General features: G+C 56.0%; 16 protein-coding genes. 5 read left to right on the forward strand and 11 right to left on the reverse strand.

Annotated features, from left to right (window positions below; all coding sequences use genetic code 11):
* Window position 1: 1 nt before the first annotated feature.
* The 9 genes from carA to WDB70_RS09745 form a co-directional block, all read right to left on the reverse strand.
* Complete coding sequence (gene carA, locus WDB70_RS09705) at window positions 2–1,132, reverse strand: glutamine-hydrolyzing carbamoyl-phosphate synthase small subunit (protein WP_406663791.1); 1,131 nt, start codon at window positions 1,130–1,132, stop codon at window positions 2–4.
* A gap of 296 nt (window positions 1,133–1,428) precedes the next feature.
* A complete protein-coding gene (locus WDB70_RS09710) occupies window positions 1,429–3,261 on the reverse strand; it encodes an alpha-amylase family glycosyl hydrolase (RefSeq protein ID WP_406663793.1) in 1,833 nt (610 codons plus the stop codon).
* Between the two features lie 11 nt (window positions 3,262–3,272).
* Complete coding sequence (locus WDB70_RS09715; protein WP_406663794.1) at window positions 3,273–5,624, reverse strand: TIM-barrel domain-containing protein; 2,352 nt, start codon at window positions 5,622–5,624, stop codon at window positions 3,273–3,275.
* The gene (locus WDB70_RS09720; protein ID WP_406663796.1) at window positions 5,621–7,459 is read right to left on the reverse strand and encodes a glycoside hydrolase family 13 protein; all 1,839 of its coding nucleotides are present in this window, start codon (window positions 7,457–7,459) and stop codon (window positions 5,621–5,623) included. The genes WDB70_RS09715 and WDB70_RS09720 overlap by 4 nt, the downstream gene beginning before the upstream one ends.
* 117 nt (window positions 7,460–7,576) lie before the next feature.
* Complete coding sequence (locus WDB70_RS09725) at window positions 7,577–9,094, reverse strand: tryptophan halogenase family protein (RefSeq protein WP_406663798.1); 1,518 nt, start codon at window positions 9,092–9,094, stop codon at window positions 7,577–7,579.
* Between the two features lie 65 nt (window positions 9,095–9,159).
* Window positions 9,160–11,991: a TonB-dependent receptor gene (locus WDB70_RS09730; protein WP_406663800.1), complete on the reverse strand. Its 2,832-nt coding sequence runs from the start codon at window positions 11,989–11,991 to the stop codon at window positions 9,160–9,162.
* A 326-nt stretch (window positions 11,992–12,317) separates the two neighbouring features.
* Window positions 12,318–13,118 (reverse strand): 4-hydroxy-tetrahydrodipicolinate reductase, encoded by an 801-nt coding sequence (dapB, locus tag WDB70_RS09735; RefSeq protein ID WP_406663802.1) that lies wholly within the window; start codon window positions 13,116–13,118, stop codon window positions 12,318–12,320.
* Window positions 13,115–16,261, reverse strand: coding sequence for an efflux RND transporter permease subunit (locus WDB70_RS09740; RefSeq protein WP_406663804.1), 3,147 nt, complete (start codon window positions 16,259–16,261; stop codon window positions 13,115–13,117). Before WDB70_RS09740 ends, dapB begins: the two co-directional genes overlap by 4 nt.
* Window positions 16,258–17,319, reverse strand: a complete 1,062-nt coding sequence (locus WDB70_RS09745) for an efflux RND transporter periplasmic adaptor subunit (protein WP_406663806.1) — start codon at window positions 17,317–17,319, stop codon at window positions 16,258–16,260. The genes WDB70_RS09740 and WDB70_RS09745 overlap by 4 nt, the downstream gene beginning before the upstream one ends.
* Before the next feature lie 192 nt (window positions 17,320–17,511).
* Here WDB70_RS09745 and WDB70_RS09750 point away from each other — a divergent pair, with 192 nt between their 5' ends.
* The 4 genes from WDB70_RS09750 to WDB70_RS09765 all read left to right on the forward strand — a co-directional run bounded on the left by WDB70_RS09750 (window position 17,512) and on the right by WDB70_RS09765 (window position 21,110).
* The gene (locus WDB70_RS09750; protein ID WP_406663808.1) at window positions 17,512–18,828 is read left to right on the forward strand and encodes a Na+/H+ antiporter NhaC family protein; all 1,317 of its coding nucleotides are present in this window, start codon (window positions 17,512–17,514) and stop codon (window positions 18,826–18,828) included.
* A 34-nt stretch (window positions 18,829–18,862) separates the two neighbouring features.
* A complete protein-coding gene (locus tag WDB70_RS09755) occupies window positions 18,863–19,330 on the forward strand; it encodes a hypothetical protein (protein ID WP_406663810.1) in 468 nt (155 codons plus the stop codon).
* Window positions 19,331–19,340: 10 nt separating this feature from the next.
* Complete coding sequence (locus WDB70_RS09760) at window positions 19,341–20,267, forward strand: cation diffusion facilitator family transporter (protein ID WP_406663812.1); 927 nt, start codon at window positions 19,341–19,343, stop codon at window positions 20,265–20,267.
* Between the two features lie 72 nt (window positions 20,268–20,339).
* Window positions 20,340–21,110 (forward strand): dienelactone hydrolase family protein, encoded by a 771-nt coding sequence (locus WDB70_RS09765; RefSeq protein ID WP_406663814.1) that lies wholly within the window; start codon window positions 20,340–20,342, stop codon window positions 21,108–21,110.
* A 21-nt stretch (window positions 21,111–21,131) separates the two neighbouring features.
* Here the strand turns inward: WDB70_RS09765 and WDB70_RS09770 are convergent, their stop codons facing one another.
* Window positions 21,132–21,917 carry a M48 family metallopeptidase gene (locus WDB70_RS09770; protein ID WP_406663816.1) on the reverse strand — a complete coding sequence of 262 codons (786 nt, stop codon included), beginning with the start codon at window positions 21,915–21,917 and terminating at the stop codon, window positions 21,132–21,134.
* Window positions 21,918–22,012: 95 nt separating this feature from the next.
* Between WDB70_RS09770 and WDB70_RS09775 the strand changes: the two genes are divergently transcribed.
* Window positions 22,013–22,483: a GNAT family N-acetyltransferase gene (locus WDB70_RS09775; protein WP_406668064.1), complete on the forward strand. Its 471-nt coding sequence runs from the start codon at window positions 22,013–22,015 to the stop codon at window positions 22,481–22,483.
* Window positions 22,484–22,511: 28 nt separating this feature from the next.
* Here the strand turns inward: WDB70_RS09775 and dnaJ are convergent, their stop codons facing one another.
* On the reverse strand, window positions 22,512–23,657 hold the full coding sequence (dnaJ, locus tag WDB70_RS09780) for a molecular chaperone DnaJ (protein ID WP_406663818.1): 1,146 nt from the start codon (window positions 23,655–23,657) through the stop codon (window positions 22,512–22,514).
* Window positions 23,658–23,700: the final 43 nt, after the last annotated feature.

The following is a 23,700-nucleotide window of genomic DNA, read 5'->3' on the forward strand; positions in this document are numbered from 1 at the left end:
ATTACCCCTTAGCCGCCATCAGTTCGATGAAGTGATCAAAAAGCGGTGCCGCATCATGCGGACCGGGACTGGCTTCCGGATGCCCCTGGAAGGAAAAGGCCGGTTTGTCGGTACGGTGAATACCTTGCAGGCTGCCATCAAACAAGGATTTATGGGTTGCCCGCAAATTCGCTGGCAGGCTGGTTTCGTCGACAGCAAAACCATGGTTCTGGGCGGTGATCATCACCACATCGCGGTCTAAGTCTTTGACCGGATGGTTACCACCGTGGTGACCAAATTTCATTTTGGCCGTCTGGGCGCCGCTGGCCAGCGCCAGCAACTGGTGGCCAAGGCAGATCCCAAACAACGGCACCTCTGCCGCCAGCAACTCGCTAATGGCAGCAATGGCATAACGGCATGGTTCCGGGTCGCCGGGGCCATTTGAGAGGAACACACCGTCCGGTTGCAGAGCCAGTACTTCACTGGCCGAGGTTTGCGCCGGCACCACAGTTAGCTTACAACCACGGTCAGCCAGCATTCGCAAGATGTTCTGTTTCACACCAAAGTCGTAGGCTACGACGTGATATTGGAAGTGCTCATCACCAAAGCGTTTGAAGCCCTCACCCAGAGTCCAGCTGCCTTCAGACCAAGGGTAAGCGCTGTCGGTGCTCACCACTTTTGCCAGGTCCATACCCTTTAACCCCGGAAAGGCGCGGGCCGCCGCCAGTGCATCAGCTTCGCTCAGCTCACCGGCCATAATGCAGCCATTTTGCGCACCCTTTTCACGCAGCAGGCGGGTCAGCTTACGGGTGTCAATATCCGCAATGGCAACGATGTTATGCACTTTGAGGTAGTCAGAAAGGCTGTTTTGGTTACGAAAATTCGATGCCACCAGCGGCAGGTCACGGATCACCAGGCCTGTCGCCCAGATATGATTGGATTCTTGGTCTTCTGAATTGGTACCGGTATTGCCGATGTGGGGATAGGTGAGGGTGACAATTTGTTGAGAATAAGAAGGATCAGTGAGAATTTCTTGATAACCGGTCATTGAAGTATTAAAAACCACTTCACCGACCGCTTTTCCGCTGGCCCCTATGGCCGTTCCCCGGAAAATGGTTCCGTCTTCAAGAACCAAGAGCGCTGGCTGACTCAAAACAACCTCCATAGCTGAGAAACTGAGATAATTCAGTAACTTACCACCGGAGCTGAGCATCATAATGATGCGTTTTACCGTGCATTTGGCAAATTGGCGGTATGATATGGATTTACCGCCTTACTGTCCAGTATTTTAACGAAAACGATACTGATGGCGTTTTTATCAATTTATGGCTGTTTTCATCACTTTTCACCATTATTTATTCAGACACACCAAAAGCATTTAAACGCGGTAATTCTGCATAAAAATTCAATCAATAACAATAAAAAGCCGGCTTACGCCGGCCTTTTTGCTTAAACTTTTAACACCACCGACCCAAGCGGCGGTAGCTGGATAAGCAATTTCCCTTGCCCATGGCTGACCAGCAAAGGCGCCGAGGCTTTACCTAGCAGCACTTTCAACGGGTATTGGCCATCCGCAAGTTGCCATTTTTTCATCAGCTCAGCCGGCAGCTTTAATGTAAATTGCCGTGGCGCCTTGACATCAAAGTTGCTGGCAACCAGTAACCGGTCATGACCTTGCCAGCGAGCAAAGGCAAAGACTTTGTCATCAAAACCTGGCTGCCCCTTATTGGCACTGTACAGTTCCTGCAGCGGCCCTTTCATGGCCGGCTCACGGGCGGCAATGTTCAGCAGGCGGCTATAGAACTGATGCAGGGCCTTTTCACTGGCGGTGAGCTTGCCACCGTCAAAGCGGCCACCGTCCATCCAGCGCTGTACGGTTGGTACCCCCCAGTAATCGAACATGGTGGTGCGGCTGGCTTTACCAAAACCGGCATCGCCTTTGGCCGGTTCACCCAGGCTCTGACCGAAATAGATCATCGCCGGGCCTTTACCCAGCAACGCGGTAACCACCATACCGGGTTTGCCCTTGGCAGCGTTGCCGGCAAAACCACTGCTGGCAATGCGCTGTTCGTCGTGGTTTTCCAAAAACCGTACCAAGTGGCCATCGACACCGGCCAGGCGCTGGATAACAGGCACCAGGGCTCCGGTGCCGGCCTTACCGGTCATAATGGCTCGTACCGTGTCGTAGGTATCGACCTTGTCGTACAGATAATCCATCTGCCCCAGGTGGATATAATCCTGGTAGACGCTGGGCCGATAGATCTCGGCAATCAGTACCGCCTTGGGGTTTTTCATTTTGATGGCGCTATTGAGGTAGCTCCAGAACTCCACCGGCACCATGCCGGCCATGTCATAACGAAAGCCGTCGACGCCTTTGGCGAGCCAATATAGCGCTATCTGGCGGAACTTGACCCAGCTATCAGGCACCGATTTACCTTGCCAGAATGCATAGTGGGCGCGGTAGTCCTTGTGTGCGTAACTCGCCGGTAGCGACGGGAAGTCGTGGCTGCCATCAGGGCGTACGCCGTAGTTGATTTTGACGGTTTCGTACCAGTCGTTGAAATCCGGCTGGGCCTTGCGTGAGCCGTTGCCCGTCCACTTGGCCGGATATTCGGCAAACTTACCATCGGCGCCCACCGTCGGGTCGCCCCCTACTGGTTTATAGCCATGTTCCGGCTTTGGCACCTTAAAGGCTTTACCGACCACGTAATAGAAGTTGTTATTGCGCTTATAGACGACCGATGTGTCATCGTGCAGGCCAAAGTCCCGCTCAGGGTAAACTGAGGAGTGGTAACGGCGCGCCACATGATTGGGCACAATATCCATGATCACCTTCATGCCATGAGCATGGGTACGGCGAATAAGCGCCTCAAATTCCTGCAAACGATGGGTCGGATCATTGGCCAGATCCGGGTCAACGTTGTAGTAGTCCTTCACCGCATAAGGCGAGCCTGCCCGGCCCTTGACGACATCCGGATCATCCTTGGCAATACCAAAAGCACTGTAATCGGTCACCTGGGCATGCTCCGGCACACCGGTGTACCAGATGTATTTCACGCCCATGGCCTTGATGGCAGCTAGGGCATTGTCGTTGATATCACTGAACTTGCCGACCCCGTTCTGTTTGATAGTGCCCCAGGGTTTATTGGTGCTGTTCTTATTACCAAACAAGCGCGTAAACATCTGATAGATAACCGGCTTACCCTGCTCTGTAGGAGCAGGGGTCGGAGCCGCCGATGCCAGCTGCGGCAACATCAGTAACACTAAAGCAAGGCGTTTCATCAATGACTTCCTTATTGCAAGGTGATGGCGCTGTCACGGCCATCCCAATCAAATTGCAGGCGTACCTGACCATTCTGGCGGGTAAACGCCAGCACCTGGCCGTCAAGGCTGACGCGCTGAACCGCACCGGCATGGTGGACAACCAGGGTGATGTGGCGCTGTTTCGGCATTCCACTAAAGCCGTTGCCGGTACTGCTGAGGCGAATAGTCAGAGCCTGGGCCTGACGCGCTGTGAAATGCAGCAGCTGGTACTGGCCTTTTTGATAAGCATCACGGCTATGGCCATCATCGTCGTAGAGTTGCCCCTGCGCCTGCGTGACGGAAGGATCTGCCCAGTAATGCAGCGTCAGATTGCGGGTACTGTATTGATCCGTGCTCATTACCGGCGCCACCATCGGCACAAAGCTGCCGGCTTTCACCATCACCGGTAAGCGCTCCAGCACCGTCGGCCGGGTATAGGCCTGCCCCCCCACAACCTTGTGGTCATTGTGATAGTCAAACCACACGCCCGCAGGCAGTTCGGTGGTCACGGTTTTGGCATCAGCGTCGGTAACCGGCGTGACCAAGAAGGCATCACCCCAGAAGTAGCTGTGGGCGTTGTCAAAGTCGCTGACCTTATCCGTTTCATACAAGACCGGGCGCATCAGTGGCATGCCGGTCAGGCTGTTTTCAAAGGCCAGGGTGTAGTTGTACGGCAACATGGCGTAACGCTGGCGAATGTAACCGGCTACCACGTCCTGAATATGCTGACCGTGAAAAACCGGTTCCGGGGCAATTTCTTCCTGGGCATGGGGGCGGAACACCGGCTGGAATACACCGTATTGCAGCCAGCGCAGGTACAGTGCCGGGTCGAAGTGGTCACCACCGGCAAAGCCGCCGAGGTCAGAATGGATATAACCCAGGCCCTGGGCGCCCATCTGCACCGCCAGTTCCACCTGCGGTTTCAAGCCACCCCAGCTGCGTGAAACATCGCCAGTCCAGGGAATGATGCCGTAGCGCTGGGTGCCGGCAAAACCACTGCGCATCAGGATAAACGGCCGTTTATCCGGTGCTGCCTGAATACTGCGTTGGTACACCATCTGCGCCCAGCGATGACCATAGGCATTGTGCAGGGCATCGGCGCTACCTTCGGCATGCACCAGAGTCGCCGGGTGCACTTCCGGCTCCCCCAGGTCGCCCCAGAAGCCGGCCACACCCTGGTCCATAAGATGCTGGTATTTTTGCCAGAACCAGTTCCGGCCTTTTTTTGAGAACACATCAATCAGGCCGGTGTGACCAAAGTAGAAGTCGAAGGTAGCGGGCTTACCGCTGGCATCGGGGGTAATGGCCCCCGCTTGCACCGCCGAGTCCCAACACTTGGAGGTGGTCAGCACAAAGGGCTCGGTGATAAGCACCGTTTTCACACCGGCTTGGCGCAGGTCGTGGATCATTTTCACCGGCGTCGGGAAGGCCGCCTTGTACCAATCCAGGTTGCCCATGTGGCCTTTGATGTCTTTACCGAACCAGTACAGATCCAGCACCACTGCATCGAGGGGAATACCGGCCGCTTGGTAGCGGGCCACCACATCCCGCACCTGCGCTTCGGAATGGTAACCAAAACGTGAGGCAAAGTTACCCAGGGCCCAACGGGGCGGCAATGGCTGATGGCCGGTAATGGCGGTGTAATCTTTGGTCAGATCGGCAAAGTGCTGACCCGCTACCACTACATAGGCACGGCGGCCGGTTTCGGCACTGAAGGTCATCTGGTCGGCAACTGTCGCCCCCAGATCCATCTTGCCCTTGGCGGTGTTGTCGAACAGCAGCAAGTACTTGTTAGAGGAAATCACCATCGGCAGGCTGTAATACATCTGCGCGGCATGGGTGGTATAGCCATAGCTGGCCTTGTTGTAGAGCGGCAGAATATGGCCACGACGGTTCATGCCCAGCACCCGCTCACCGCCGCCCATCAGCTGCTCACCCTGGCTCAGCTTGAACCCCAGCTGTACCTGGCCATTGCGGTTAAAGCCGCTGCTTTCGGCCAACAGCAACTTCTTGCCGCGGTAAAAGCGGATGTGGTGGTTTTTCTTATTAATTTCAGCACGCAAACCCGGCAGCTGATACACCCAGTTAGTGCCGCCATCATGCAGGCTGGCAGTGACCAACTGCTTGGCCGCAATGGCTCGTGACGCCGGATTACGCTGCCCTTTAGGTTGATAAACCACTTGCAGGCTGTCGGGGCTCAGTGGCGTCAAAATCAACTGGCCTTTGGCCTCGTTCAACACCAAACGGTGTGGTGTCAGCTGGTACGGCTGACTGGCACAGCCGGCCAGCCACAGGCCGGTCAGTAACAGCAACAGGGCGCGCAGGCGCGGTAACTGAATCATGGTAATAACTCCAGAATGCGAGCGGTTTTAGCCGGTAGCGTCAGCGACTGGCGAAGATCGAAAATCTGGCCGCTGATAACGTCACGGCCATGGTGAAAATGCACAAGCCCCTCACGGAACCTTTTGGTACTGAGCGTCAGTACTTTGTCGGTTTTATTCAGCACCACCATCACCCGTTGGCCCGGGCTGATACGAAAATACACATAGCTGCCCTGCTCCGGCACGTATTGCAGTAGGCGGCCGCTGGTCAGCGCCGCGCTGTGCTGGCGGTACTGTAACAAGGTGCGTAAATACTGCTGTGACGCCCGCTGGGCCGCACTCAATCCTTTACCGCTAAAGGCATTGACCTTATCGCCGGGCCAGCCACCGGGGAAGTCAGAGCGGATCACGCCATCGTTTTTGCCACCGGGGTTAGCCATCATCAGCTCGGTGCCGTAGAAAATCTGCGGGATCCCGCGGGTAGTAAGCACCAACGCTATCGCCATTTTCCACAGCGCCGGATCATCATGAAGCTGGGTCATGATGCGGTTGGTATCGTGATTATCGGCAAACACCACCAGCTTGTTCGGATGGGCGTACAAAAAGTCATCGGCCAATACCTGATACAAACCGGTGATACCGCTTTTCCAGGTTTCCCTGGCGGTTAGCGCTGGGGCAATGGCCGCCTGTAGCGGGAAGTCCATCAGCGACGGCAAGTTACTGACATAACCGTCTTTGGGGTGATTGCCTTTTTGCCAATAGCTGACAATGGCCGGGTCAGTGCTCCACTCCTCGCCCACCATGTTCAGGTGCGGGTATTCGCGCATCAACGCCTGACTCCACTGCCCCAGGAAAGTGCGGTCGGAATAGGAATAAGTGTCGATACGAATACCGCTGAGATTGGCATATTCCACCCACCAGATACTGTTCTGAATGAGATAGGTAGCCACCAGCGGATTGCGCTGATTGAGATCCGGCATACTCGGTACAAACCAGCCGTCATTGAACTGCTGCTGGTCAACTTTGGCCCCGTGCGGATCGTGCAGGGTTTCCCGGCGGTGATTGGTGGGGTGAAAATGCTGGCCGTTGAGCCAGTCAGGGGTCGGCAGATCCTTCATCCACGGGTGCTCGGCACCAATATGGTTAAGCACCACATCGATGATAAGCCCCATGCCGTGAGCACGGGCTTTCGCTGACAGCTCACGGTACAGCTGGTTACTGCCAAAGCGTGGGTCAACCCGGTAGAAATTGGTGGCCGAGTAACCATGGTAGCTGTATGACGGCACGGCGTTTTCCACCACCGGGTTGAGCCATAATTGCGTAACACCCAGTTTTTGCAGGTAGTCAAGGTGGTCAATGACCCCTTGCAGATCACCGCCATGGCGGCCACCGGGATTCGCTCGGTTTGCTTTGTCACCATAGCCCGGTACGTTGTCATTGCCTGGGTCGCCATTGGCAAATCGGTCCGGGGTAATGAGGTAAATCACATCTTTTGCTGAAAAGCCCTGGCGGGCTGCCGAACCTTGACGACGCTGCCACAACGGGTAAGCAAGCACTTGCTGTTGCTGGCCCTGACGAAAGTGCAGTTGCACCCGGCCAGGCTTGGCCGCCGGTTGAATACGCAGGGTCACAAACAGGTAGTCAGGGCTGGCTACCCGGGTGCTGCTTTGCAGCGTCACACCAGGATATGGCGTCATCGACACCTCGGCGTGGCCGATACCTTTGCCGTAAACCATCAGTTGTACCGACGGGCGCTTCATACCCACCCACCAGTTACCGGGTTCAATATGGTCGAGACTAAAAGCACTGGCCCCGGTACTGATAAACAGGGCCAGCATCATCAGCATGATGCGCATTGCAAACTCCTCAAGCGGGTGTGCCTTTGTGCCAAGACGCGCGTCGAAAGCAAAGCGCCCTGCATACGTATTCAGCGGTTTGCCGCAGCCAGCACACCTCTGGCCGCAGCCACCGGGTCAATTTGCGATCTCCGGCGCCGCCGCGCCCGCTTTTGCGAGGTAGCTGTCGTGGCTTAGCAGCTGCTTGCTTGCCTGGCTGAAAATGGTGCGCAGGTTGCTGAGAAAATCATTGAGGTCCGCCGCACTGAGGCCCATTGCCATAGGGTCAAAATCCTCTGGCAAAAAGTTCTGGCCAATCAATACCTGGTGCCAGGCCACTTCGGTAAAGAGTTCATCCTGCTCCCGAAACACCCGACCAGTGGCTTTAAAGAGCGCCATTTTATGCGCCAGTGAGTCAGGTATGGCCATATCACGGCGTTCCTGCCAAAAGCGGCTGTCGGTACGTTGATTCAGGTGGTAGTGCAGTATGATGAAGTCGCGAATACGCTCAAATTCGATACGCGACTGGCGGTTATATTCGTCCACATCCGCCTGCTTGATGCCCTGATGGGGAAACAGCTTCAAAAGCCGCACCACGCCACTTTGCACCAGATGCAAACTGGTGGACTCCAGAGGCTCCAAAAAGCCGCTGGCCAGCCCCAGCGACACACAATTACGGTGCCACTGCAAACGCCGCCTGCCGGTGCTAAAGCGCAGTAAACGCGGCTCGGCGAGTGGTTTACCATCGAGGTTGGCCAGCAAGGTGTCAGCCGCGGCCTGGTCACTGATGTAGCTGCTGGCATAAACATGGCCATTACCAGTGCGATGCTGCAATGGAATGCGCCACTGCCAGCCGGCATCGTGGGCAATAGAGCGAGTATAAGGCTGCACCGGGCCCGTTTTTTCGCAAGGTACTGCCAATGCGCTGTCACAGGGTAGCCAGTGGCGCCAGTCTTCAAAGCCGGTTTTCAATGCTCCTTCGATAAGCACGCCACGAAAACCGGAGCAGTCAATAAAAAGGTCACCATCGATAACCTGGCCATTTTCGAGCACTAATGCCTCGATAAAGCCATTAGCCGGGTTCATGCGCGTATCAGCAACCTTGCCTTCAATACGTTTTACCCCCTGACGCTCGCTGATGTCCCGCAGCATGTTGGCATACAGGCCGGCGTCAAAGTGGTAAGCATGGGTCAGGCCCCCCAAAGGTGTGCCTTTGATTTGCTGAATAGGCTGGAACTTGCCCGCCTTGGCGGCCTGATAGTTAAAGGAATAATCCCATAAACTGGAGGTATCACCTTGCGCCTTGGCGCGCATCCAGAAGTGGTGAAAATCGGTCAAGCCCAGCTTGCGACCCAGATCACCAAAAGCATGCATGTAGCTGTCGCCGCACTGCCCCCAGTTTTCAAACTGAATGCCGAGTTTAATGGTTCCTTGTGTTGCCTTTAAAAAAGCCGCTTCATCAAGACCAACCAGCTGATTAAACAAGGCTATTGGGGGAATAGTCGCCTCGCCGACACCGACAGTACCAATGGCATCAGATTCAATCAGAGTAATGCTCAGGTATGACCCCATCAGCTTGGATAGCAAAGCCGCCGCCATCCAGCCAGCACTGCCCCCACCGAGAATGACAACCTTATTAACCGTCGCCTTTTGCATGCTGTGCTCCTAAAAAAATGCCCCTGAAACCATCGGGTTGCAGGGGCAGTTTACGCTCTGCGGGGTTAGAACTTGTAGCTCACACCCAGCAGGAAGTTGCGGCCATAGACCTGGTAGTCACGAACCAGACGCTTGTCAGCACTGCTGGAAGTGATAAAGGGTTCGTTACTGAGGTTCTGACCTTGCAGGCTGACGGTAAAGCCTTTCAGGGATTTAATGCCAGACTCGGAGAAGTCATAGCTGATCTGCGCGTCCCAGATGCTGTTACCAAAGACAGTAACCGGCGTGCTGGTGTTGGAGATATCAGCCACTTCACCCAGGAAGTCACTACGCTTACGCAGGCTGGTACGGAACTGGAAGCCATTTTTCTCGTAGAAGATAGTGGCGTTGTAGATCCGACGGGACAGCCCGGGGACGTCGATCTTGGTGGTCGAGTAAGTAGCATCACCATTGCTGTCGAAGCCGTCAGCGTAGGTAAAGTTCAGCTTGCTCTTGGTGTAGGTAGCACTAAGGATGGCACCAAAACCTTCGAGCTTGTCACTGATCAGGTCAAACGGCAGAGACAGGGTAAATTCCGCCCCTTTGATGTAACCACCGTCGGTGTTTTCCCACACCTTGGACGTACCCATGTTGGTGGCCACTGTCTGGCTGGTCGGTGCTTGTACGCCGGTGAAGTCGTAAGGACGCGGCACTTGCAGCTGCCAGTTCAGCAGATCTTTGTAGAACAATGCAGCAGAGAAGTAGCCTTGCGCACTGAAGTAGTTTTCGTAACTCAGATCGAACTGGTTAGCTTTGTACGGCTTCAGGCTCGGGTTACCACCTTGAGCACTCCACGGCGAGTTCCAGAACTCAGTGTTGTTGATCTTGGTCGGATCAAAGCTGTAGCTGAAGCTGGCGTTCATCCGATCCATGCGGGCACGGGTCAGGGTACGGGCCATACCGACACGCAGATGCTGGGCCTCGGTCAGGTCCATGTTCAGGTTCATGCTCGGCAGGAAGTCATTGTAGCTGGTGCCACCGTGTGACGGGGTGATCACTGTCAGGCCATTTTCGGTAGACACCGAGTAACCGTCGGATGACTGGTTGGTGTGCACGTATTGGCCGCCAACGTTACCACGCACTGCCATGCCCCACCAGTTGGAGTCAATTTTGGCCATCAGGTAAGCGTTGGTGACTTTTTCGGTGACACTCCAGGAGCCAGTTGCACGGCCAGTCGCCGTCAGACCTTCGTCAGTGGTTTTGTAGTAACCGTCGTTGTACAGCGCTTCAGAGTCATAGGACAGCATGTTACCCATGCCGATAAAGCCCAGTGACGCCGGCGACAGCATGTACTTTTGCGGTACTGGCAGCATGTTCGGGTAGGCATTGAGGGTCAGGTAAGTACCGTTGTCCTTACGGGTTTTGGTACGCTTGGACATGTGCACACCGAACTCCAGAGCGGAGAACATGGCGTTATCCAGGTAGCGCTCGGCAGTCAGTTTCAGCGCTTTGAGTTCATCATTAACCAGCGGGTTATTGATGAAACCATCCTGACCGTCTGACGGTACGGTATTACCGTTACCCCAACTCAGCGGGCCACCCAGTTGGATCAGGTTCGGATCGGAGTAATCCAGCGTGTGGGTAAACACAGCGCCTTCAGAGCCACCGTTGAGGTTGTAGGTCAGGGTGTCAGGTGCACCGTTGCTGTCGCCACGGCCAGTACCGGAGTAAGACTCCAGCGAGAAGATGTTGCGTTTCACCTTGGAGTAAGAGGCGTCAGCTACCAGTTTCCAGTTGTCATTGGGGTAGAACTCGAAGTTACCACCAAAGGCATCCAGATCCGCTTTGCGATAAGCAAAATCGTTACGTACAACGACGCGCTGGCCAACAGTTTGACCGGAGGTCACCAAGCCATTCTCAACCGTCAGCGGTGTAACAGTGCCTTGACCCCAGGCAAAAGGAATTTCAATGCCGCGCAGTAATTTGTGGTCATTGAAGTGGATATGCATACCATCGAAGGTCGCGTGGAACTTGTCGTTCGGCGCCAGCTCCAGTACACCCATCACGGTGTCACGCTTCAGTTCACTGGAGCGAACGAACGGCTTGGCACCACCAAGGATGTAATCGCCGTTGCTGCCGGTAGTCGGGTAGCCCCAGGTCTGCCAGCGTTTTTCGTTGTTCGGAGAGTCCATGTGGGATACGGCCAGTGCCACGCCCACTTTGTCATCCTGGAACTGGTCAATATAAGACACAGTAGAACGCCAACCCTTGTCTTTACCGTTCGGGTTGAGCTTGCCAATCTGGTTCTTTTCACCGGTCAGGCTGGCAGTAAAGCTGCGCTTGCCTTGTTTCAGTGGGCGCACGGTCTGCAAATCAACAGTACCGGCAATACCCTGGCTGAACATGCTGGCGTTCGGGGTCTTGTAAACCACCACCGCATTCATGATTTCTGCCGGGTAGACATCCATTTCAACGCCACGGTTGTCACCGATGGACACCTGCTCGCGGCCATTGAGGGTAGTGGTGGAGAAGTTTTCGCCCAGACCACGGATGGTAATAGAGCTGGCACGGCCGTCCAGGCGCTGCGCCGCAACACCCGGCAGGCGGGCGATTGAGTCAGCAATACTGGAGTCAGGCAGTTTACCGATGTCTTCAGCAGAGATGGCTTCAACAATAGACGTGGAGGTCTGCTTGATCGCCTGAGAGCGTTGCAAACTGGCACGGAAACCAGTGACCTGGATGACTTCTACATCTTTGTCATCTTTTTTCTTCTTGGCTTTTTTTGCGTCGGCTTTGGCGACCATGCTCTGATCGGCCTTGGCATCTGCCGCAAATGCACTTTGCGGCAGGGCGACCATAGTCAGACCCGCCGCGGCAAGCGCCAGCGATAGTACGTTTGGCTTGAATGTTGCCATCATGTTCCCCCACGCCCGTCCGGGCTTATCATTTTTGAGTCGTCGTGCGGCTATCAACTGATTTACCTTGACGTCAACGGGCAGCCGCTACCCCAAGCGCATGCTACTTAATTGCCTCTTTTGGCTACAACGCATTGCATACGTATTCAGTGCCATTCAGTAATAAAGTTTTAACCTGCGTCACGCTTATGGCGGCGTAAAAACGAGCAGCCTCAACAACTTGTTCAGGTTTACTGGCAGGTAAAGACAAGTTGACGCCAGCGTCAACTTGCCGGAAGTGACAAAAGAAAAGGCGGCACTGGCCGCCTTTTGGGTGATTTTGCTATGGGTTATTTTCGCAATCGCAGTACATCTTGCATGTCATAAAGCCCGGGGGGCTGACCCGCAGCCAGCCAATGAGCGGCACGCAGGGCACCACTGGCAAAGGTGTCGCGGTTGTGGGCTTTATGGCCTAATTCAATACGCTCCCCCTCACCGGCAAAAAGTACCGTGTGCTCGCCGATGATGTCGCCACCACGCACCGTAGCAAAGCCAATAGTCTGACGATCACGCTCACCGGTGATGCCTTCACGGCCATAGACGGCACATTGGCTAAGATCACGGCCCAACGCTTTGGCGGCCGCCTCTCCCAGCGCCAGCGCGGTGCCGGACGGAGCATCTTTTTTGTGCCGGTGGTGCGCTTCAATAATTTCCACATCGACGCTGTCGCCCAGAACCTCACTGGCCAAGGCAACCAGCCCCAGCAGTAGGTTCACACCGACACTCATATTCGGCGCAAAAACAATGGCGGTTTGCCGGGCAGCAGCATGCAGAGCGGCTTTATCTGACTCACTGAGCCCCGTGGTGCCTACCACCAGCGGCAAGCCCTGCCGGGCACACTGCGCGGCCAGGGCAACCGTGGCGGCCGGGGAAGTGAAATCGACAACCACATCGGTATCAGTAGGCAATGTTGCACTGAGTGCCACACCCAAAGGCTTCAGGCCCGCCATGACGCCGGCATCCAATCCCAGGCGTTCATGGCCAGGGCGGACCAGCGCCGCCGCCAGTGTCGCCTGAGGGTCGCTGGCAATAGCGCGGATCAGCGCCTGTCCCATACGGCCATTGGCCCCGGTTATGGCAATTGCGGTCATGGTGCTTCCTCAGTGGCGGATGAGGGCAATACTCTAACGGTTTTCCCTTCCGCTTTCAGCGCTTCATCCAGCGTCCGGGTGACATGCTCAGGAGACTGGGTGCGCCGGGCCAGCCAGGCGTACATCACCGGCGTCACAAACAATGTAAAGAAGGTCGCCACAATGATCCCGAACAGCACCACAATACCAATGACATAGCGGGTTTCAGCGCCAGCGCCGGTAGCCAGCACCAGTGGCACTGCGCCGGCAGCCGTGGTGATGCCAGTCATCAGGATCGGTCGTAAGCGCTGCGCTGAGGCGGTCAATAGCGCTTCGGTAAATTCCAGGCCGTCATCGCGCAGCTGGTTGGCAAATTCAACAATCAGGATGCCGTTTTTGGCCGCAAGGCCAATAAGCATGATGATGCCGATTTGCGAATAGATGTTGATGGTCTGGCCGGTCAGATAAAGTCCAACCAAGGCGCCAAGCATCGCCAGCGGCACCGACAGCATGATGATGAACGGGTGAATGTAGCTTTCAAATTGTGCTGCCAGCACCAGAAATACCACCCCCAGTGCCAGGGCAAAAACGAAATACACCGAGCTGCCGGAGTTTTTATAATCCAGTGACGGCCCCTTGTAGCTGATGGTCGCTTCTGCCGGTAACACTCTTTTGGCCAGAGCGTCCATGTAGTTAAGGGCATCTCCCAGGCTGTAACCGTCAGCCAGATTGGCCTCAATGGTGATGGCTCGCATCCGGTTGTAACGGTTGAGGCTGGCCGCATCCGCTTCTTCACTGACATTGACTACCGCCGACAGTGGCACCAGTTGGCCGTTTTTGTCAGAGCGCACATAAATGCCACCAATGGCCTGTGGTGAGCGCTGCTTGTCACGCTCGCCCTCAACAATCACGTTGTATTCCTCACCGCCTTTAACGTAAGTCGTCACGACCTTGGAACCCAACATGGTTTCTAAAGTACGGCCAATCGTATTCATGGTTACGCCAAGGTCAGCGGCCCGCGCCGTATCCACGGTGATCTTCAACTGCGGTTTGGTTTCTTTGTAGTCATCATCAATACCCAGCAAACCGGGGTTCTTGGCCGCTTCTTGTTCGATGGTGTCGCGCCACTGGCGCAAGCTGTCGTAATCCGGGCCGCCCAGTACAAACTGCAACGGTTTGCCGGTGCCGCGGCCAAAGGCACTGCGCACCACGCTAAAGGCCCGTACCCCGGCCAAATCGCCTATTCGCTGGCGCACTTCGTTCATGATCTCAAAGACACTGCGCCGCTGTGACCAATCTTTCAAAGCCACAATGATCATGCCGGAATTGTAGGCTCGCACACCGCCCCAGCCACGGGGGGCAATGGTCAGCAGCCGGCGCGCCTCACCGCCCTTTTCGGTCATTGGCAACAGTCGCTTTTCAATCTCGTTCATGTAGTTTTCCATGTACGAGTATGAGGCGCCTTCGGGGCCGTTGATCATGATGAAAAAGGCGCCGCGGTCTTCCTGCGGAGCAAATTCGCCGGGGATCTGCTGGCTAAACCAGCCAACCCCACCCAGGCTGGCCAGCACCACCGCCACCACCCACCAGGGGTGTTTGATAAGCCTTGCCAGTAGCCGTCGGTAACCGCTTACCAAGCGGGTAACCCCGTTGTCGACAATAGCCGTAATGCCCCGGTGACCTTGATGGCTGGTCAGCAGTTTTGAGCACATCATCGGTGATAGCGTCAGCGCCACAATGGCCGAAAACACCACCGCCGAGGCCATGGCCACAGAGAACTCGGTAAAGAGCTTGCCCAGGTCACCATCCAGGAAGGTAATAGGCAAAAACACCGATACCAGCACCGCGGTGGTGGCAATGACGGCAAAGGACACCTGGCGCGCCCCCAAAAAGGCCGCCACCAGTGGCGACTCGCCTTCTTCAATACGGCGGTGCACGTTCTCCAGCATCACAATGGCGTCATCCACCACCATGCCGATAGCCAGGATCATCGCCAACAACGTCAACAGGTTAATGGTGTAGCCCAGGGCGTACAGCACAATAAAAGCGCCCATCAGTGACACCGGTAACGCCAGCGCCGGGATCAGCATGGCCCGCACCGAGCCGAGGAACAGGTAAATCACCACCACCACCAGTGCCATGGCGATAAACAAGGTCTCGTACACTTCCTGAACCGAACGCTCCACAAACACCGACGAGTCATAACCAACGATGAGTTTCATCCCGGCAGGCAGGCTGTGGCTGAGCTGGCTGACCAGCTTATGGGCTTCACGCGCCACTTCCAGGGTGTTGGCGGTAGACGTTTTGGCAATGCCGAGGCCAACCATGTTCTTGCCATTACCGCGAAACAACTTGCGGGTTTCATCGGTGCTTTCCACCACCTTGGCAACATCAGCAAGCTTGACCAGATAACCGTCAGCGCCGCGACCGATCACCAGGTTGGCAAAATCCTGCTGGCTTTGGTATTGGCGCTGCAGGCGCACGGTGAACTGACGGTCCTTGGATTCCAGGTCACCGGCAGGCAGTTCGATGTTTTGCGAACGCAGGGCACTTTCTACGTCGCTGACCGTCAGGTGTCGCGCCGCCAGCGCTTCCCGGTCCAGCCAGATCCGCATCGCCGAACGCTGCTCACCGCCAATACGCACCCGCGCTACTCCGTTGAGTACCGAGAAACGGTCAACCAGAAAGCGGTCGGCGTAATCCGACAGCTGACGCACCGTCATGCGATCCGACACCAGGTTCAGCCACATAACGGTTTCGTCACCAGAGCCAGCCTTGGATACTTCCGGCGGATCGGCTTCTTCCGGCAGGTTATTCAGGGCACCGGAGATTTTGTCGCGAACATCGTTGGTGGCTGCATCAATGTCGCGGTTGATATTGAACTCAATAGTGATCGACGAGCTGCCATCCTGGCTGGAGGAGGTAATGTTGCGAATGCCCTCGATACCAGAGACCCTATCTTCCAGTAACTGCGTGATGCGCGATTCCATGACCGCCGCCGAAGCACCGCGATAGGTGGTGTGAATGTTCACCAACGGCGGGTCGATACTGGGGTATTCCCGCAGCGGCAGCTTTCCGAAAGCAACCAGGCCAAAGGCCACAATCAGCAGCGACAGAACCGAGGCAACTATAGGCCGACGGACCGACAGATCAGTCAGGATCATGCCTCAGCCCCCGGATAGTCTTCGGCTTTAACATCCACTTTGGCACCGTCACGTACTTTCAAGAGACCACGGATGATCACCTGTTCGCCCTTGCCAAGGCCTTTGGCCACTTCCACCACACCAGGCAAGCGCAGGCCAATCTCAATGGCGCGCCGTTGCACCCGGCCATCAGTGACGACAAAGACATAGTGTTGATCTTTGATCTGGAAAATGGCCGCAGAAGGCACCGTCAGGGTGTCACGGGCTTCTTTAACTAAGCGCACTTTCAACAGCATGCCGGGGCGTAACAGGCCATTGCGGTTATCCAGTTCGGCGCGCACCATGGCGCTACGCGAAACCGGATCGATGCGGGTATCAATGCTGGCGACATGGCCCTGGAAGTGCTTGCCGGCTACCGCATCGGTACTGGCAAAGATGGCCTTGCCCTTTGCCAGTACCGGTAAAAAACGTTCCGGCACGGTAAAATCCAGCTTCATGGGGTTCACGTCATCCAAAGTGGTAATCGCAGTGCCGGGGCTGACCAGCGAGCCAGGGCTCACCTGACGAAAGCCCAACACGCCGTCAAAGGGCGCGCGGATGAAACGATCGTCAAGCTGGGCCTGGGCTTTCGCCACATTGGCCTTGGCAACATCAACAGCGCTTTGCAGTCGATCCAGCTCGGAGGCCGCCATGGTTTTTTTACGTACCAGTTCGCCTATGCGGCGGTACTCGCGCAGCTGTTCTTTCAGGTTAACTTTGGCGGCATCCAATTCAGCCTGTTCTTCCTGGTGGTTGAGCGTTACCAGCAGCTGCCCGGCTTTAACCTGCTGATTGTCGTGAAAGTGCACTTGCTCGATTTTCTCGCTGACACTGGCCGTCACCGTCACCGACTCAAACGCCTTAGTAGTACCTAACGCTTCAATTTCATCCGACATACGCTGATAACGCACCGGCACCGTAACCACCTGCACCGGTCCACCGACACGGGCAGCGGAGGCCTGCGGCAAAGAACGCTGATAGCCGTAATAAACGGCAGCAATGACCATCACGGCCACAAGCATGAGACTGGCTTTCTTCATTGGAGACTGATTCACCTTTGTTGTTTGTCGCAATATACGCATTACATTGTGATAACGGCTCAATGAATAAGATATGCCGACAACACACTGCGACAAGCCGAGACAACAATCATAAGCATATAGCCATCCAGACATTGACACGTCCAAATCACTGCTTTAGATTGCGCGACTTTGCCCGTCAACACAGCCTAAATGATGACCACTTACCGCCCTTCTCCCTGGCCGCTGCTGCCATTGTTGCTGTTCCTAGCGCTTTTTCTCAGTGTCGGCAGCTATTTGAGCCTGCACGGTGTGGCTTACGCTTTTTATCAACTCCCGGCACCGGTAGCGATGCTGCCAGCTCTGGTGCTGGCCATGGTGTTGTCAAAAGACAGCCTGAATGCCACCGTCGAAGAGTTTTTAAAGGGCTGTGGCCACAGCAACATCATGGCGATGTGCCTGATTTACCTGCTATCTGGTGCTTTTGGTGTCGTCGCTAAAGCTACCGGCGGCGTTGATGCCACCGTCAATCTCGGGCTGACACTAATACCATCGACCCTATTGCTGCCCGGGCTGTTTGTTATTGCCGCTTTCATTGCAACAGCGATGGGCACGTCCATGGGCACCATCGCGGCCTTGGCGCCGGTGGCGCAGGGGCTTGCCCAGCAAGGCCAGTTACCGCCAGCCCTGACCGCCGGAGCACTGCTTTCCGGTGCCATGTTTGGTGACAATTTGTCCGTGATTTCTGACACCACCATCGCCGCTACCCGCACACAGGGTTGCCGGATGAAAGACAAGTTCCGCGCCAACGTCAAACTGGCGCTACCCGCCGCCGTGCTGACCATACTGTGGCTGGCCTCAGGCGACAGCAGCCCGGCCACGATAGCTGCCAAGCCCTATTCATTGCTGGCTGTCGTGCCTTATCTCACCATCTTGCTACTGGCTGTTGCCGGCCTGAATGTGTTTGCCGTGCTGCTACTGGGGATCGCCCTGGCGGGTGCCGTGGGGCTGGCCGGCGACTACCGCCTCAGCCAGTATGGCAAAGATATTTACGCCGGCTTTGGCAGCATGCAGGAGATCTTTATTCTGTCTTTGCTGATGGGTGGACTGGCCTGGCTGATGGAACGCCAGGGCGGTTTGGCCTGGTTGGCTAACAAGCTGGATCGCGGTGGCAGCCGCCGCAGTGGTGAACTGGCCATTGCCGGCTTGGTTTTCAGTACCAATTTCTGTACCGTCAATAACACCGTTTCCATCATTGCCAATGGCCAACTGGCCCGGGATCTGGCCGAAAAAAGTGCCATCAGCCCGGTTCGCTCCGCCAGCCTGTTGGACATTTTTGCCTGTATCAACCAGGGGCTGATCCCTTGGGGAGCACAGGCACTTTTACTGGGCGCCAGCTTTGGCTTGTCACCTCTGGCAGTGGTCAGCCACAGTGGTTATGTACTGCTGCTGGGCGCTATTACGCTCGGCACCATACTGTTGCCGTCCTGGCGTCATATTCGCCTTTACCTGGCCAGTACCAGCCGGTAGTGTAAGCAACACATCATCAGGGAGTACAGGCAAGATGAATAAGACCTTGTTGGCCATGATGGCCGCAGCACTGCTGGCCGGTTGTGCCACCCAAGCACCACCACCAGCGCCCGTCAGTACACTGAGCGATACCATGATGATCATTCGCCAGGCCGCCGCAGCCGCCCCGGCCGGTATTCCCGGTCATTTTCGCTTGCTTATTCGCGCAGCCGGCAGACGCGACGGTGAGGTTTATCTCAACACTCAGCCTGACTACCGTGACCCGCGTAACGTCACCATCGTCATGCCACAAGCCGTTGCCCAGCAGGCATTTGGCACCACCAACCCACAGCAATTGCAGCAGCTATTGTCAGGCAAGACACTGGCGGTTTCCGGCGTGGCCTTTCGCACCACCATCGTTTTTAACTGTGACGACAGGGCCTCTGGCCAGCCTACGAAGTACTATTATCAAACCCACATTCGGGTCAGCGCCGCACAGCAGCTAACAGCCCTTGGGCACTGAGCGTTCATCTGTGTCAGCCAACTCAAAAGCCGTTATTTACGCCGCCCTGGCGGGTAATTCACTGATTGCGGTAACCAAATTTATTGCCGGAAGCATAACCGGCTCGTCGGCCATGCTGTCTGAAGGTATTCACTCCTTGGTCGATACCGGTAACCAGGGCCTGCTGTTACTGGGCATCAAACGCGCCCAGCAGCCACCTGATGCCCGCTTTCCGTTTGGTTACGGAAAAGAAATTTATTTTTGGAGCTTTGTGGTGGCCATGCTGATATTCAGTATCGGCGCCGGGGTTTCGCTCTATGAAGGTGTTCAGCATGTCATGCACCCGGTCACCATGCGTGACCCTCTGGTCAATTACATTGTGCTGGGGCTGGCTATTGTCTTTGAAGGGGCCTCCTGGGCCTTTGCCCTGAATGAATTTCGCAAGGCCAAGGGCAAATGGGGTTACCTTGAGGCGGTACAACGCGGCAAGGATCCTTCACTGTTCATGGTGGTTTTTGAGGACTCGGCGGCATTGTTGGGGCTGCTGGTTGCGTTGCTGGGTGTCAGCCTGAGCCACTGGACAGCAAACCCGCTGTATGACGGTGTTGCGTCTATTCTCATTGGCCTGATCCTCGCTGGCACCGCACTATGGCTAGCCATTGAAACCAAAGGATTGTTAATTGGCGAAAGTGCCAATACCCGCGTGGTGGCCGGCATTCAGGCACTGGCCCGTGAAGAACCCCTGATTGAAGACATTCACGAGCTACTGACCATGCACATGGGGCCGGATTATGTGCTGGTGAACCTCAGTGTGCGCTTTGACCGCCAGGCTTCAGCCCGCGACATTGAGTTTGCAATTGCCCGCCTGGACAAAGCCATCAAAGCGGCATTTCCCACCATCAAGCGGATCTTTATTGAAGCGGAGTCCTACAAAGGCGTCGACGGCCCGGATCACTGAGCACTTTTTGGCGGTCAATAGACAGCCTGCCATAAGGTCACTAAGCTCAGTGCAAAAGGTACCGGAGGATGCATGATGAAATGGCTTTCACTGCTAACGCTGTTATTGACGCTCTCAACGCAGGCAGCGATCCGCGAACAACAGCTGACGCTCCCTGACCAGCTCGGCCACGCCGTGTTGTACCAGCCCGAACACCCGACTAATGGCGCCGCAGTGGTGGTGATCCACGAATGGTGGGGCATGAATGCCTATGCTAAACGCCGGGCTCGAATGCTAGCCGAAGCCGGTTACCCGGCCATTGCCGTGGACATGTACGGTACTGGCAAAGTGGCCGACCACCCCAAAGATGCCAAAGCATTCATGAATGCCGCCATGCGCCACCCGGAGCAAATGAATGCCCGTTTTGATGCGGCGCTGGCCATTTTGCGGCGCCAGCCAGGGGTTGATCCACACAAGCTCTATGCCATTGGGTATTGCTTTGGCGGCGGCGTGGTACTGAACCAGGCACGTATGGGCAAGCCCCTGGCCGGTGTCGCCAGTTTTCACGGCAGCCTGGGCAGCAACATCAAGGTCAAACCCGGGCAAATCAAAGCCAAATTACTGGTCGCCGTCGGTGGTGATGACCCCTTTGAACCAGAGACAGCCGTCGACGCTCTGGTCGATGAAATGCGCGCTGCCAAGGCGGATTTGGATTTACGCATTTACCCCGGAGCCAAACACAGCTTTACCAACCCACAGGCCACAGAACTGGGCAAGCGCTTCAATATGCCGTTGGCGTATGACAAACAAGCGGATCAGAAAAGCTGGCAGGCCCTGCTGAATATGTTGGCAGGCAAAGCATAAAGCGGCCCGAGGGCCGCTTTTTTATGGTCGACAACCGGGGTGAACTGCGGCCTTTTGATAAAGCGGTAGCACCGAGGGAAGCAAGGCCTTGAGGCGATTAATGCGGGTTGCCGGGCTTGGGTGAGTCGACAACAGCTCCGGTGGCCGTTCCCCGTCCTGCTGACCCATTTTCTGCCACAAAGTGACCGCCTGGCGGGGGTCGAAGCCGGCTTTCGCCATCAGTTCCAGGCCAATCTGATCCGCTTCTGATTCATGCACCCGTGAGTACGGCAACAGCACCCCCACAGTTGCCCCTAGCCCCAACACTGACATCCAGGCCCCTTTGTCTTTGACATCACTGGCGCCCAGCGCCGCATTGGCCAACATCAAAGTGCCGGTAGTAGCCTGCTGCTGACTGAGCCGCTCATTGGCATGGTGGGCCAGCACATGACCAACTTCATGGCCAATCACCGCAGCCAGTTGATCCGGCGTCGAGGCTACCTTCAGCAAACCGGTATACACACCGATTTTTCTCCCCGGCAAGGCAAAGGCATTAACCTCTTTGGAATCAAAAACCACCACTTCCCAGCCGCTGCGCTGGTTTGCTGGCAGCACCCGGGTAATGGCTCCGGCAACACATTCCACGTAACGGTTAGTGGTAGGCAGGGTGTCGACTTTCTCCTTGCTCTTGAGATCGGCAAAGGAGGCCACGCCCATCTTGGCCACGGTACTTTCGTCATTAAGCAGCAGTTGCCGCCGACCCGTCGGGCTGGTGGCACAGGCTGTCAGGGTTAAAGCCAAAGTGGTCAACAGCAATACGCGTTTCACGGGGCCTCCTTCTTTTTCTTCCTCGGTGTCGCTATGGTAGCGTGAAGTGCAAGTAATAACAGGAAGATATCAGCGTGACCGTTCAGATCCGGCCCATGATGGCCGCCGACAATGCTGCCGTTGCAGCGGTTATTCGTCAGGTATCCAGTGAGTATGGCCTGACGGCCGATCGCGGCTTTGGAGTTGCCGACCCTCACTTGGACAACCTGTACGACTTTTATCATCAACAGGGTGGCCATTACTGGGTTGTTGTTAGGGAGCAGCAGATCCTTGGCGGTGCCGGGCTGGCGCCGCTGGCCGGCAGTGAGACGCAGCGGCGAATTTGTGAGCTGCAAAAGATGTATTTTTTGCCTGAAGCACGCGGCAGTGGTGCCGGAAAGGCGCTAGCCGAACTGATCCTGCAAACAGCCCGCGATGAGGGCTACAAATTATGCTATCTGGAAACCACCGCAGCCTTAACCGAAGCCATGGCGCTTTATCAGAAGTTGGGCTTTAAAGTACTGGCAGGCCCCATAGGGGAAACAGGCCACAGTGATTGCGAGATCTGCATGGCCTTGACCTTATAAAAAAGCCCGGCGAATGCCGGGCTTTTTGCTAGCTGGACAGGTCATCAAAGAAGCGTTTGACGCTATCAAAGAAGCCTTCCGATTTCGGCTTGTGGCGTTTGCCAGAATCCCCGGTCAGGGTTTTTTCCAGCTGTTCCAGCAGCTCCCGCTGTTCACTGGTCAGATTCACCGGCGTTTCCACCACCGTCTTGACCATCAGATCACCGGTCATACCGCTGCGTACTGATTTCACGCCTTTGCCGCGCAAACGGAACATGCGGCCGGTCTGGGTACCTTCACTGACCTTCAGTTTGACCCGGCCGTCGAGGGTCGGCACTTCAATTTCGCCCCCCAGTGCCGCCGTGGTGAAGCTGATCGGCATTTCGCAGTAAAGGTTGTTCCCGTCACGCACAAAGATCGGGTGCTCTTTGACATGCACCTGCACGTACAAATCGCCTGCCGGTGCACCAAATTGCCCGGCTTCACCTTCCCCAGCCAGGCGAATGCGGTCTCCCGTATCCACACCAGCAGGAATTTTCACGCTCAAGGTCTTGGTCTTTTGTACCCGGCCCTGACCATGGCAGGCATTACAAGGGTCGGTGATGACCTTACCGGAACCATGACAGGTTGGGCAGGCCTGCTGCACGGCGAAAAAGCCCTGACGCATTTGCACCTGGCCCATACCATGACAGGTGTCACAGGTCTTAGCGCTGGTGCCGGGTTTAGCACCGCTGCCGTCGCACTTCTCGCAACTGGCGTAAGTGGGCACCTTGATCTCTTTGGAGACACCTCGCACCGCCTCTTCCAGGCTCAGCTCCATGTTGTAGCGCAGATCGGCACCGCGGGACTGCTGCGGGCCACCACCGCCACGGCGGCCACCGCCAAAGATGTCGCCGAACACGTCACCGAAAATATCGGCAAAGTCGGCGCCACCAGCACCGCCACCAAAGCCGCCGCCGCCCATATTCGGGTCAACACCGGCATGGCCGTAGCGGTCGTAGGCCGCCCGCTTGTCGCTGTCGGTCAGGATCTCGTAAGCCTCCTTGACCTCCTTGAATTTGGCCAGCGCCTCTTCGTCGCCAGGATTGCGGTCCGGGTGATGCTTCATGGCGAGCTTTTTATAAGCACGCTTGATGTCTTTTTCGTCAGCGCTGCGGTCTACCCCCAGCACTTCGTAGTAATCACGTTTCGACATAAATCGTGGTCCGCGTTAAAACGATTGACGGGCGCCAGTGGCG

It is taken from the genome of Gallaecimonas aegicerasi (assembly GCF_045291545.1).
Taxonomy (GTDB): domain Bacteria; phylum Pseudomonadota; class Gammaproteobacteria; order Enterobacterales; family Gallaecimonadaceae; genus Gallaecimonas.

Bases quoted from the DNA above. Each gene is read 5' to 3' on its own strand.
- WDB70_RS09710 (WP_406663793.1), bottom strand. From the start codon at position 3,261: ATGAAACGCCTTGCTTTAGTGTTACTGATGTTGCCGCAGCTGGCATCG.
- WDB70_RS09715 (WP_406663794.1), bottom strand. From the start codon at position 5,624: ATGATTCAGTTACCGCGCCTGCGCGCCCTGTTGCTGTTACTGACCGGC.
- WDB70_RS09720 (WP_406663796.1), bottom strand. From the start codon at position 7,459: ATGCGCATCATGCTGATGATGCTGGCCCTGTTTATCAGTACCGGGGCC.
- WDB70_RS09725 (WP_406663798.1), bottom strand. From the start codon at position 9,094: ATGCAAAAGGCGACGGTTAATAAGGTTGTCATTCTCGGTGGGGGCAGT.
- WDB70_RS09730 (WP_406663800.1), bottom strand. From the start codon at position 11,991: ATGATGGCAACATTCAAGCCAAACGTACTATCGCTGGCGCTTGCCGCG.
- dapB (WP_406663802.1), bottom strand. From the start codon at position 13,118: ATGACCGCAATTGCCATAACCGGGGCCAATGGCCGTATGGGACAGGCG.
- WDB70_RS09740 (WP_406663804.1), bottom strand. From the start codon at position 16,261: ATGATCCTGACTGATCTGTCGGTCCGTCGGCCTATAGTTGCCTCGGTT.
- WDB70_RS09745 (WP_406663806.1), bottom strand. From the start codon at position 17,319: ATGAAGAAAGCCAGTCTCATGCTTGTGGCCGTGATGGTCATTGCTGCC.
- WDB70_RS09750 (WP_406663808.1), top strand. From the start codon at position 17,512: ATGATGACCACTTACCGCCCTTCTCCCTGGCCGCTGCTGCCATTGTTG.
- WDB70_RS09755 (WP_406663810.1), top strand. From the start codon at position 18,863: ATGAATAAGACCTTGTTGGCCATGATGGCCGCAGCACTGCTGGCCGGT.
- WDB70_RS09765 (WP_406663814.1), top strand. From the start codon at position 20,340: ATGATGAAATGGCTTTCACTGCTAACGCTGTTATTGACGCTCTCAACG.
- WDB70_RS09775 (WP_406668064.1), top strand. From the start codon at position 22,013: ATGATGGCCGCCGACAATGCTGCCGTTGCAGCGGTTATTCGTCAGGTA.
- dnaJ (WP_406663818.1), bottom strand. From the start codon at position 23,657: ATGTCGAAACGTGATTACTACGAAGTGCTGGGGGTAGACCGCAGCGCT.